This window comes from Flavobacterium sp. KACC 22758 (assembly GCF_028736135.1).
Lineage (GTDB): Bacteria > Bacteroidota > Bacteroidia > Flavobacteriales > Flavobacteriaceae > Flavobacterium > Flavobacterium johnsoniae.
The window spans coordinates 3929451-3943621 of sequence record NZ_CP117878.1 but is presented as its reverse complement, the minus strand read 5'-3'; the positions used below and the strand labels follow the sequence as shown (position 1 = coordinate 3943621).

The following is a 14171-nucleotide window of genomic DNA, read 5'->3' as shown; positions in this document are numbered from 1 at the left end:
AAATTAACATGAAAAAAATTTTCTTAATCTTTATGATTGTTTTTACGGCGCAGGTTTCGCTTGCACAGGTAAAAAATGTTAAAGGTGTGATTACAGATTCTGACGGGATGCCATTACCAGGGGCATCTGTTGCTGTGCAGGGAGGTCAAAAAGGTGCTACTACCGATTTTGACGGATTGTACTCAATCGAGGTTCAAAAAGGCCAAACATTAGTTTTCAGTTATGTAGGTCTTGAAACACAAAACATAGTTGTAGGCGATGCTGCTACAATTAATGTGAAAATGCAGGTCGCTGCTTCAAATGCTTTAAGTGAAGTAGTAGTTACTTCTCTAGGTATCAAGAAAACAAGAAAATCTTTGACTTATGCAGCTCAGGAACTTAAAGGAGACGAACTGGTTCGTGTAAAAGATGCTAACGTTATCAATACTATTGCAGGTAAAATTGCCGGTGTTGCTGTAACTAAAAGTGCTGGTGGAACTGGGGGCTCTACAAAAGTTGTAATTCGTGGAAATTCATCTGTATCTAATAGCCAGCCTTTGTATGTAATCGATGGTATTCCTATGTTGAATTCAGGTTCTGGTCAGCCAAACGACACATTTGGTAGTTTAGCAGGAGGTAACCGTGACGGAGGAGATGTAATTTCTTTGGTAAATCCTGACGATTATGAAGGAATGACGGTTCTTAAAGGTGCTGCAGCTTCTGTATTATATGGTAGTCAAGGTGCAAATGGTGTAATTTTATTATCATCTAAAAAAGCAAAAGCAGGAAAAGCAAACATTAATCTTTCGTCTGTAACAACATTTGAAACAGCAGCTTATCTTCCTAAATTTCAAACAGACTATCTTGCAGCAGCAGGTGCAGACGAATCTTGGGGAGCAAAAGGACAATCTAAAGATCATGTAAAGGACTTTTTTACTACAGGAACTACACAAATTACTTCTTTAGGGTATTCAATTGGTTCAGAAAATTCTTCTACAGCTTTTTCTTATGCAAATACTTCTGCAAGCGGTATTATTCCAGGAAATAATTTGAAGAAAAACAACTTCGGTATTCGTCAGACTGCTAAGTTCTTTGATGATAAACTTGTATTTGCAGCAAATGCAAATTATACAAGTCAAAATATTGCAAACAAACCAGTTAATGGATTTTATTTTAACCCGCTTACAGGTGTTTATTTAATGCCAAGAGGAAATGACTTTAATTATTATAAAGATAATTATGAAGAATTTGATCCTTCAAGAAATTTAATGGCTCAAAATTGGATGACTAATAGAGATATTATGCAAAATCCATATTGGGCAATTAACAGAAACAAATCTGAAGATAAAAACGATTTCTTTAATGGAGCTCTTTCTTTAACTTATAAAGCAACTAATTGGTTGTCGATTGCTTCTAGATACAGTTATAATAGAGTAACAAGTTTATACGATAAAAGAATATTTGCTACTACACAAGGGACGCTGTCTCATGCTAATGGTAGATATATTAGCGAAAATGCTTTAAGTACACAACGTTATGGTGATTTAATTGCTACAATCAATACAAAAATTGGATCTGATTTTAGTTTTAATGCGAACATAGGGGCGAGTGTAACTAATACATTAACAAATCAAAAAACGATACTAGATTCAGGTATTGGAGGAGGATTGAAATATGCTAACTGGTTTACTTTACATAATTTCAATAATAATGACGGAAATTATCAGACAATTGATTCAAGAAGAGAAGTACAGTCAGTATTTGCTGCTACTACATTTGGTTACAAAGATATGTTATTCTTAGATCTTACAGGAAGAAATGACTGGTCATCTACTTTAGTAAATACAGGTACATCAAATTATTTTTATCCATCTGTAGGTTTAACTGCAATCATAAGTGAGATGGCAACTTTACCTGAATGGATTAATTATGGTAAAGTACGTGGTACTTATGCACAAGTTGGTAATGATATCTATCCTTTTATTTCTGTTCCAACAAACTATTATCCTAATGGAAGTGGATCAAAATACAATCCTTTAGTTACACCAAAACCAGGAACTACATTAAAACCTGAGCTTAAATCAGAGTTTGAATTTGGTACAGAATGGAGAATGTTTAATAATAGATTAGGTTTTGAAGTTTCTTACTATAATTCAGAAACTAAAAACCAATATTTACAAGTTGTTGCTCCAGTTGGAAATAGTGCAGGTGCCGATTTTTATGGTATTAATGCCGGAAGTATAGAAAATAAAGGTTTCGAGGTTGTATTAAATGCAGGAATTATCAGAGGGGATAAATTCACTTGGGATTCGACTATTAACTTCTCACAAAACAAGAATAAAGTAAAAGAAATTCCTGAAGAATTAGGCGGAAAAGTAAATTTAACAGATCCTGGAGTTAATGGTTATAAGTATACTTTAACAGAAGGAAGACCTTATGGTGTTATTGAAGGTTACAAAATGTTGAAAGATGATCAGGGTAGAATTTTATTGAATAGCGATGGAAAAATTCAAAAAACAGATTTTGTTGAATTAGGAAATTCAAATCCTGATTTTATGTTAGGTTTTTCTAACTCTTTCAAATTCGGATCTTTCTTCGCAAATATTTTAATTGATGGACGTTTTGGAGGAGAAGTAATGAGTTTAACTCAAGCACAAAATGATGCATTTGGTGTTTCTAAAGCTACAGGTGATGCAAGAAATGCAGGCGGTGTTAAGATAAATGCAGTAATGCCTAACGGTACAGCAGTAACAACTATGGATGCTCAGTCTTACTACACAACTGTTGGAGGAAGAGCTGGAATTACAGGAGAATACATTTATGATGCAACAAATGTAAGTTTAAGAGAGATTTCTATTGGTTACAATTTTAATCCTAAGGCTTTACCATTTATCCAAACAGCGAGTATTTCATTTATAGCTAGAAACTTATTCTTTATTTATAAAGATGCTCCTTTCGATCCAAATATTGCATTAAGTACAGGTCAAGGTTTACAAGGGGTTGATATTTATGGTTTACCTTCTACCAGAAGTATTGGTCTTAATTTAAATGTAACTTTCTAATTTAAAAAACATGAAACTAAATAATATAACAAAAGCAACTATTTGTACTTTGTTACTCGCTGCTGTGGGATGTACAGATAATTTTGAAGACATTAATACTAATCCAAATGGTATTACACTTCCTGATTTTGAACAAGATTTTAATCATATCAAAGGAGGTTTTGCTCCTATGTTTAACAATATCCAAGTCCTTACTCCAGAGTGGGTTTATCAGTTGCAGCAAGGCTTAAACTCAGATATTTGGTCAGGTTATATGGCAACCCCAACTGGTTTTGAGAGTGGTGTGAATAATACAACATATGCATTGTTAGATAATTGGAACGGATTTATCTGGGATTATGGATATAAAAATGTAATGTTTAATGCATATGATATAGCTAATAAATCTAAAGGTAAATATGATCAATTTTATGCACTGTCATTGATTTTGAAAGTTGAGGGAATGCATAGAATGACAGATACTTTTGGACCAATTATTTATTCTAAATTCGGATCAAATGATGCGACTATTGCGTATGATTCTCAAGAAGAAGTTTATACTCAAATGTTTGCTGAATTAGATACTGCTGTGGCAGAATTAACTAAAAGGATTGATGCTGGTGAAGCTTCTACATTTGAGTCTACAGATATGACAGGCTACAAAGGAAAATACGAATCATGGGTAAGATTTGCAAATACTTTAAGATTAAGATTAGCAATGCGTATCGTGAAAGTTAAACCAGCTTTGGCAAAAACAGAAGCAGAAAAAGCTGTGGCTCAAAAATTTGGTGTGATGCTGGTTAACGATGATTCATTTAAAATTGTTTCCCCGGTTTATACAAACCCAATTGCAACAATCAGCAGTTCGTGGTTAGATATACGTATGTCTGCTGATATGGAGTCTATAATGAAGGGATATCAGGATCCTAGAATAGCTTCTTATTTTGATACATCAAAACAATTTCCTAATGATTATAAAGGAGTAAGAACAGGAATAGCAATCAGCGGAAAATCGGATCATCAGGATTTTTCTGGAATTGGCGCTGTGGTAAGATCAAAAGAAATCTACCTTATGAACGCTGCAGAAGCTTATTTCTTAAGAGCTGAGGGAGCTTTAAGAGGTTGGAATATGGGCGGTACGGCTCAGGAATTATACGAAGCGGGGATTAAAGCTTCATTCGATCAGAGAGGAGTTTCTGGTGCAGCAGGTTATATAGCTGATAATACAAAAACAGCAGCTGCGTATGTCGATCCTAATTTTCCAGAAAATAATTCAGCTCCAGTAAATAATGTTACGGTGGCATGGGATGCAGCGGCGACAAATGAAGTAAAACTACAAAAAATCATTACTCAAAAATGGATTGCAGGCTTTCCTGAGGGACAAGAAGCATGGTCTGATTACAGAAGAACCGGATATCCTAAATTATTCCCAGTACTTAAAAATTACAGCGGCGGAGCAATTACAACTGAGTTTGGTGTAAGAAGAATCAATTTCGTTCAGTCTGAGAAAGCTGGAAATTCAGGAGGTGTTGCTACTGGAGTTTCTAAATTGGGCGGACCAGATAATGGAGGAACCAGAGTTTGGTGGGATGTAAATGCTCCGAATTTCTAAAAAACAAAAATAAATAGATTACAGATTTTAAGTTTGGTTAGCAAATGGTACAAGCAGTGAAAATTGCTTGTGCCATTTCAAAAACCAAAATTGTATATACCAAAAAAAGAAAAGAAATGAAAAGTGCTTTAGAAATAAAACCTGATATCAGTTATAAGAGCGCCGGTAAATTTGAAGAAACCAGATTTGAGAAAATCCACAACGAAATCTTCAAAAGTTCAGCTGAAGCTTCGGTAATTGTAGCACAGGAAATCGCTCAATTGATTAGATCTAAGCAGGAAAAGAATAAATCTTGTGTGCTTGGACTTGCAACAGGCTCATCTCCAATAAAAGTATATGAAGAATTAGTGAGAATGCACAAAGAAGAAGGACTGAGCTTTCATAATGTAATCACTTTCAACTTGGACGAATATTATCCAATGAGTAAAGAGAACAATCAGAGCTATCATTATTTCATGCATCAGCATCTTTTTAATCATATCGATATTAAACCTGAAAATGTTAATATTCCTGATGGAACAGTTTCAATTGAAGAACTCAATCAATACTGCATCGACTATGAAATGAATATTAAACAAGCAGGAGGGCTTGATTTTCAATTGCTTGGAATTGGCCGTACAGGACACGTTGGTTTCAACGAACCTGGATCGCACATTAATTCAGGAACCAGAATTATTACTCTGGATCATATTACAAGAGTAGACGCTTCATCTGATTTTAATGGAATCGACAACGTTCCAAAAAGAGCCATAACGATGGGAGTTTCTACCATTATGAGATCAAAAAGAATTGTATTAATGGCTTGGGGACAAAACAAGGCAGATATCATCAAAAGAACCATTCAGGGAGATATCAGCTCAGAAGTTCCGGCTACATTTCTGCAGAATCATCCAAACGCTACTTTCGTTTTAGACCAATCTGCAGCATCAGAATTAACACGCTTTAAAACACCTTGGCTGGTTGGAGAATGCATCTGGACACAGGAATTGAAAAGCAAAGCAATTGTATGGTTATGCCAGAAAACCAAACAATCTATTTTAAAACTGACAGACCGTGATTATAACAACAACGGAATGTCTGATTTACTGGCACAGGAAGGTTCTGCTTATGATATGAACATCAACATGTTTAATATCCTGCAGCATACCATTACAGGCTGGCCGGGAGGAAAACCAAACACAGATGATTCACACCGTCCGGAAAGAGCCAATCCTGCTAAAAAACGAGTAATCCTGTTTAGTCCGCATCCAGATGATGACGTGATTTCGATGGGAGGAACTTTTTCAAAATTGATAAAACAAGGCCACGATGTACACGTAGTATATCAAACCTCCGGAAATATTGCCGTTACAGATGATGAGGCACTGAAATTTGCAGAAGTATGCAATGATTTTGTTGGTGCTGATCTTCCAAAAGACATCAACTTCAAATCAGTGATTGAATTTTTGAATAACAAATCAGAAAATCAGATTGATTCTCTTGAGGTTCGAAAACTAAAAGGATTAATCAGAAGAAGAGAATCTTACGCGGCAACAAGATACATTGGACTAAAAGATGAAAATACACACTTTTTAGATCTTCCGTTTTACGAAACAGGGCAGGTTAAAAAAAATCCGCTGGGTCAGGAAGATATCGAAATTGTAAAAGAAATCATTGCCAGAATAAAACCGCATCAGGTTTTCGCAGCAGGAGATTTGGCAGATCCGCATGGAACACATGAAGTTTGTCTGAATGCGATTTTTGCCGCCATGAAAGAATTGAAACCAGAAAAATACATGGACGACTGCTGGTTATGGTTATACAGAGGCGCATGGCACGAATGGGATATCCACGAAATTGATATGGCAGTTCCGTTAAGCCCTTCAGAAGTATTGCTAAAACGCCACGCAATCTTGTACCACCAGTCTCAAAAAGACCGAGTTATGTTTCAGGGAAATGATTCAAGAGAATTCTGGGTTAGGGCAGAGGACCGAAATAAAAATACTGCAATTCTGTATGATGAATTAGGATTGGCAGAATATGAAGCTATTGAAGCTTTTAAACGTTTTGATTATTAAAGTTGTTTTAAAAACCGATTCGGGTGAGAGCGAATCAAATTTCAAAATTCAGTTTGACCTCGCTATAGGTGAGGTAAAGCAGAAGTCATTCTGAGTTTTGTTTTTTATCTAATTTCTAAAGATGCTTTTTTAGAAGTATCGAACCAAAAAAAAATAAAATGAAATATCTATTTGTACTACTATTAGCAGGTGTAACGGCAAATGCTCAAATGCAAAAAGAACAGCTGAACCTTATGCCCTGGCCTCAAAATGTTGTCGTAAACGACGGAAATTTTACATTAACGAAAAACTTTAAAGTAAATATTTCTGGAAATCCTGATTCAAGGATTTTTGGAGGAGTAACTCGTTTTTTACGCCGATTAGATGGTAGAACAGGTATTTTTTTCGAACAAGGTTTTATTACCAAACTTAATGAGTTTCCAAATGCAGAATTACAGATTAACTGTACCAAAAATGGAAAAATAGGTTTATATGAAGATGAAAGCTACAGCTTAGATGTTAAAGCAAACAAAATTACAATTAATGCAACCAGCGATTTAGGAGCTTTACATGGACTGGAAACGTTATTGCAGCTGCTTCAAAACGACAGCAAAAAATTCTACTTCCCGGTTTCTCAAATCTCAGATTTCCCAAGATTTACATGGAGAGGTTTAATGCTTGATGCTTCGAGACATTTTCAGCCGGTAGATGTAGTGAAAAGAAATCTGGATGCATTGGCAGCAATGAAAATGAATGTTTTTCACTGGCATTTAGTAGACGATCAAGGCTGGAGAATTGAAACTAAAAAACATCCAAAACTAATAGAACTGGCTTCGGATGGGTTATATTACACACAAGAGGAAATTAGAAATATCGTAAAATATGCCGATGAGCGCGGTATTTTAATTGTTCCGGAAATAGACGTTCCGGGTCATGGATCTGCAATACTTACTGCTTACCCTGAAATTGGAAGCAAAGTGATTACATTGACTGGAGGAACTTCTGAAAAAAATATTCAAGGTACAGCAATCTCTACCTATGGAATTGAAAGAAATGCAGGTATATTTTCGCCTACATTAGATCCTTCAAATCCTAAAACGTATAAAATATTAAGTGAACTTTTTGATGAGGTATGCCCGTTATTTCCCGGAGCTTATTTTCACATTGGGGGTGACGAAAATGAAGGGAAAGACTGGGATGCCAATCCAAAAATCCAGGAGTTCAAGAAAAAACATAATTTAAAAACCAACCATGAACTGCAGACTTATTTTACTATGCAGTTGGCTCCAATGCTTAAAAAGCATGGAAAACAATTAATGGGCTGGGAAGAAATTTTAACCAAAGATCTTTCTAAAGAAGCAATTGTACATTCATGGAGAGGACCAAATGAAGGAATGGTTGCAGGACAGTCATTAGTTGATGCAGTTAAAAAAGGATACAAAACAGTATTATCAAACGGATTTTATATTGATTTAATGTATCCGGTAGCAAGTCATTATTTAAATGACCCTATGCCAAAAGGAGCCGATTTATCTGCAGAAGAAAAAGCAAGAATTTTGGGTGGAGAAGCTACAATGTGGACAGAACTTGCTACGCCGGAAACATTTGATTCAAGAGTTTGGCCAAGAACAGCAGCAATTGCAGAAAGATTATGGTCTGCTGAGAATATTACAGATGTTGCCAATATGCGTAAACGCCTTGAAAGCGTATCATTTAGATTAGAAGAATTAGGATTAACACATATAAAAAACAAAGCCGTAATTCTTAGAAATATTGCGAATAACCAGAATATTAAATCTGTTAATGAATTTACAAATGTTTGTGAACCATTAAAAGGATATACAAGAAATAAAGGAGGAATTGAATATCAAATGTATTCTCCGTTTACACTTTTTGCAGATGCCTGCACTCCGGATGCAAAAGATTCTCTGGCTTTTGATGAAGCCGTGAGCCAATATCTGGCAAATAAATCAGCAGATAACAAAGCAAAAGTGGCAGCATTTTTCAATAAATGGATTGCAGTTAATAAAGGATTAGTTGAATTAAGTGCCAATGCGCCTTTAGTACAGCCAATTCTGCCTTTATCTAAAAAACTAAGCGACGCATCGCAAGAATTGCTGCTTGTATTAGATAATAAATCGACATTAAAAACAGCCGATTTAAAAAGCTTAATAGAACAATGTAATACAAAAGATCATGCTGACGTAGAGCTGTCAGTTTATGAAAGTTTAAAGAAACTAATTTAGAATTTTGGTTGAGTTAGTGTTTAGTAGTTACCATTGATTTAGTCTTTAATTATCTCTGCCGAATTCCCCGGTAGAGATAGTTATGGCTATCATTCCTGAAACAAACTGCACGTAACAAAATCGAATAGTAAAATATAAGCCTTGAAAATAATTATTAACCCTTAAAAACCAAATAAAAGAATACAATAAAACATGACAAAACGAGAGTATAGATTGATGATTAGTCCCAAATTTATCATTTGTATTTACGATTAATTTTAGAATTATAAATAAATATCGATCACTGCTATTTACTAATGATTATGAATGAATCAGAAATAGTAATATTTATCTATAGAATGTAATTTGAGTTTATTTCCAATCGACAGCAGCCTTCCAACCTGCAGTTGAGCGAAACCCGGAAGTTTTTTTAAACTTCTGCGGCCCAATTATTTATTTTCTATTAACCAATATTTATTAATTATGAAACATTATTACAGATTACTCTTTTTGTTATTGTTTCCCTTACTCGCGTCGGCGCAGCCAGCCCACGGGAAAAAAGTAGTGGGGTATTATGCGCAATGGTCTATCTATGCAAGGGATTTTAACGTCCCAAAGATTGACGGAAGTAAATTGACGCATTTAAATTATTCTTTTTATGGGACAACTTATGATCCTGCCCATCCGGAGAATACAAAATTAAAATGTTTGGATACCTATGCCGATTTTGAGCATATGGAAGGCGGAATTCCGTGGGATGCTCCGGTAAAAGGAAACTTTTATGATTTAATGAAGCTTAAACAAAAGTACCCGCACTTAAAAATTTTAATATCTGTAGGAGGCTGGACAAAAGGCCAGGATCTTTCTCCAATTGCCGCCAGTCCGGCAGCAAGAGCTGCATTAGCCGCAGATATGGCAAATTTCATTGTGACTTATCCGTTTATTGATGGTTTCGACATTGACTGGGAATATCCACTTTCTGGCGGAACAGACGGAACAGAAATAGTAAATGGAATGCCGGTTCCTCCACAAAAATACAGTCCTGATGACAACAAAAATCTGGTGCTTTTATTAAAAGCCATGCGTCAGGCAATGCCAAATAAACTGGTGACTATTGCGGCAGGAAACAATGTTAGAAATGTTTCTAAACAATATTTAGGCCCAAACAACAGAGCACAATACGGAATGACTGAAGATATTTCAACGTATTGTGATTATATCACGTATTTCGGATATGATTTTGGCGGTAACTGGTACGACAAAACCTGCTACAATGCGCCTTTATATGCCAGCGGAAACCCAAATGATCCGTTGTATGGAGCGACACAATCAGAATCATTAGACGAATTAACAAATCAATATTTAAACGTAATTGGTTTCCCTGCTAATAAGTTAATTATGGGACTTCCTTTTTACGGAAAAAAATTCGATAACGTTGCTGTAAATTCAACAAACGGATTGTTTGTTGCGGCGCCGAGATATATAGTTCCGGGATGTACAAATCCACAAAACCCAACAGGAACATGGGATGGTTCTGGAGCTTGTGAAAAATCAGGAAGTATCGAAATCTGTGATTTAGTCGGAAATCCCGTTACCAATTCACACGCTTATCTGGATCCAAATACTATGATGGTAACTCCGTCTGCAGCTTCGGCAGGATGGGTAAGATATTTTGATAATACGACTAAAGTTCCTTATTTATACAACTCGACTTTAAAACAGTTTATTTCTTATGAAGATAAACAGTCAATGGATTTAAAAGTTCAGTATATAAAATCGAGAAATCTGGCCGGAGGTATGATTTGGGAATTATCTCAGGATACCAGAGGTTCAATTCCTAATTCATTATTAAACCAGGTTGATACTTCTTTTGGAAGCGTTGTTCCGGGAACAGTAAGTATTTCGGGTTCTGTAAAAAACGGATCAGCTTTAGTTACAGATGTTACAGTTGAATTACGAAATGCAGGTAATGCTGTTATTCAAACAGTGGTTTCTGCTAACGGAAATTTTGCATTCAATAATTTAACTTCAGGCCAAAATTATAGCTTAACGGCTTTAAAAGCCACTTATACATTTACGCCTGTAACTTTAGTAAATGTTACAGTAAACCAGACAGCAGTTGTTATTAACGGAACTCAGCCAACGTATACCGTTAGCGGAACAGTTCTTGACGGATCAACTCCGGTTTCGGGCGTAACTGTTACGGCAGTTTCAGGAACTACAACATTAACAGCAGTTTCAAATGCAAGCGGTGTTTACAGCATTGCAGGTTTAACAGCTGGGTTAAACTTTACTGTTACAGCTGCAAAATCAGGATTCTCTTATGCTCCGGCTTCAACAGTTTATAGTGCAATCGATTCAAACAAAACTTTGAATTTTACTCAAGGTGCTCCGGTTGTTAATTATACTGTAAGCGGTACGGTTTTAAATAGTACAGCTCCAGTTTCTGGTGTAACTGTAACAGCTTCTTTTACAGGAGGAAGTTATGCAGCGGTTACAAATGCCAGCGGTGCATATTCGCTTAGTCTTCCTTCGGGCGGTAATTATACAGTAACAGCTGCTTTAACAGGACAGACCTTTACTCCGGCTTCTACAGTGTATTCTAATTTGAATGCCAACAAAACATTGAATTTTGCACAAGATGTTGTAGTAAGCACAAGTAAAATCAGCGGAACAGTTAAAAACGGAACAAATCCGGTTGCAGGTGCAAAAGTAGAACTGGTTTTACCATGGACAGATAACACGCACAATTGGAAAAGTGTTATTGCAACAACAGATGCACAAGGAAAATACAGTTTTGACAATTCAGTTGTAGCAGGTTATACAACAGTTACAAGTTTGAAATTAAATTCTTGGGAGAATGGAGAAGTAGCGTATTACCCAAATAATCTGGCAAACTTTGCAGTTCCTGCAAATCCAACAGTTTATAACTTTAATACAAGTTCTACAGCAAAATCAGCATTGGCTGCAGCCGCAAACTTAATCAGCGGTACTGTTAAAAACGGAACAACTCCGGTTGCTGGTGCAAAAGTAGAAATCGTTTTGCCTTGGACAGATAATACACATAACTGGAAAAGTGTTTTAGCAACAACAGATGCATCAGGAAATTACAGCTTTGATAATTCAGTTGTAGCAGGTTATACACAAATTTTAAGTTTGAAATTAAATGGATGGGAAAATGGTGATGTTACTTATTATCCAAATAATTTAGCCAACTTTGCGGTTCCAACAACGCCAACGGTTTATAATTTTAATAGACAAGCGGTAGTTGCGACTAAACCATTGGTTACCATTACAGCGCCAACAGCTTCGGCAATTGCGATAAATTTAGGATCAGCAATTAATTTTGTTGCCAATGTTGGATTAAGTGCTGTTGATGCTACTACAATCTCATCAGTTGTATTTAGTTTAGACGGGCAAAGCTTAAGTGCGGCCAATTCTTCGGGAACTTATACAGCAGCTTGGACACCAGCAGCAAATCAGTTTTCTCTTCCTCATACCTTAACCGTTACAGCTACTGCGTCAAATGGAACAACAGATTCAAAAACGTATAGTTTTACATTAACTTGTTCTGGTGCAAACTGCCCAAATGCATTACCTGTAATTACTTGGAATTCACCATCAAATACTACAGTATACCAAAATACTTTCCAGGTTGTGCCAATTTCAGTTACAGCTGTTGACAGTGACGGAACTGTTTCTGGTGTTACCATTACAATAAATGGAGGCACATTTAATATGACAGCAGGTACAAATAATACTTATACGTATAATTTCACGCCATCTGCTTATCAGGATTATCCAGTTGTAATTAAAGCAACCGATAATAAATCGGGAATAACTACATTAAACAATACTATCAAAATTGCGACAGTAAGCACTAATAGATTCATCCCGCTTCCTTCTAAAATTATTTTAGGATATGCACATTCTTGGGAAAATGCTGGTGCTCCATTTTTATATTTTTCTCAAATGGTAGGAAGTAAGTTTAACGTAGTAGATTATTCTTTTGTTGAAACAGTTAATCGTGATGGTTATACACCAATATTAACTACAAATGACACTAGATATTTAACCAATGGCGTTTTCAACAAGCAATTATTGAAAAACGATATAAAATCCTTAAGAGACAGCGGCGTTCCTGTTATTGTTTCTATTGGAGGTCAGAATGGTCATGTTGTTTTAGACAATGTAACTCAAAAAAATATTTTTGTTAATGGTCTAAAAGCAATTATTGACGAGTATCAATTTGACGGAGTTGATATTGATTTTGAAGGCGGATCGATGAATTTTAATGCAGGAGGGTTAAGAGATATTTCTTATGCGGGTATTTCTGCTTATCCAAGATTAAAAAATGTTGTTGATGCTTTTAAAGAATTAAAAGCCTACTATGGCCCTGGATTTTTATTAACTGCTGCTCCGGAAACACAATATGTACAAGGAGGTTATACTACTTATACAGATACTTTTGGTTCCTTCCTGCCAATCATTCAAAACTTACGTAATGAATTAGACTTGTTAGCGGTACAATTGTATAACACAGGAGGAGAAAACGGATTAGATGGCCAATATTATGGTACAGCTAAAAAATCAAACATGGTAACAGCCCTGACAGATATGGTGATAAAAGGGTATAACATTGCTTCAACAGGAATGCGTTTTGATGGGTTGCCGGCTTCAAAAGTTCTTATTGCATTACCAGCGTGTCCAAGTGCAGCAGGAAGTGGTTATTTAACACCAACAGAAGGAATTAATGCTATGCATTATTTAAGAACCGGAACCACTTTTTCTGGAAGAACATATACTATGCAGCCAGGCGGACCATATCCTTCTTTGAGAGGTTTAATGACTTGGTCTGTAAACTGGGATGCTTCTTCTTGCGGTAATTCATCTGAATTGTCTAAAGCTTATGCAGCTTATTTTGCATCACAAACAGCAGCAAAAACATTGGTTCTTGATGATATTTCTGCAAAAAGCAATGCAACGATAGCTTATTTTAAAAATAATGCATTATCTGTTACAAACGAAAACGAAGACATTGCTCAGGTTGATGTATTCAATGTTTTAGGACAAAACTTAGTAAGTCACAGAAATGTTCAAAACAATAAAGAAGTACTGCTTCACAATCAGAGTTTCTCATCTAAACAATTGTTTTTAGTTGTAGTAACAGACAAAGCAGGAAACAAAAAATCATTTAAAGTAATGAACTTTTTAAACTAATAAATGATTGAAAATTTAGAAATAAAAAGATGGGACGGTTAAAATTGAGTTTGGTTAT

General features: G+C 35.7%; 5 protein-coding genes. All 5 read left to right on the top strand.

Going from position 1 to position 14171, the window contains the following annotated elements:
- Window positions 1–8: 8 nt before the first annotated feature.
- A complete protein-coding gene (locus PQ462_RS16390; RefSeq protein WP_274250807.1) occupies window positions 9–3041 on the top strand; it encodes a SusC/RagA family TonB-linked outer membrane protein in 3033 nt (1010 codons plus the stop codon).
- 10 nt (window positions 3042–3051) lie between these two features.
- Window positions 3052–4632 carry a RagB/SusD family nutrient uptake outer membrane protein gene (locus PQ462_RS16385; RefSeq protein ID WP_274250806.1) on the top strand — a complete coding sequence of 527 codons (1581 nt, stop codon included), beginning with the start codon at window positions 3052–3054 and terminating at the stop codon, window positions 4630–4632.
- A 116-nt stretch (window positions 4633–4748) separates the two neighbouring features.
- Entirely contained in the window at window positions 4749–6689 is a 1941-nt protein-coding gene (gene nagB / locus PQ462_RS16380; RefSeq protein WP_044048577.1) for a glucosamine-6-phosphate deaminase, read from the top strand.
- 158 nt (window positions 6690–6847) lie between these two features.
- Window positions 6848–8914, top strand: a complete 2067-nt coding sequence (locus PQ462_RS16375; RefSeq protein WP_274250805.1) for a beta-N-acetylhexosaminidase — start codon at window positions 6848–6850, stop codon at window positions 8912–8914.
- A 462-nt stretch (window positions 8915–9376) separates the two neighbouring features.
- Entirely contained in the window at window positions 9377–14113 is a 4737-nt protein-coding gene (chiA, locus tag PQ462_RS16370) for a T9SS-translocated chitinase ChiA (protein WP_274250804.1), read from the top strand.
- Window positions 14114–14171 lie beyond the last annotated feature (58 nt).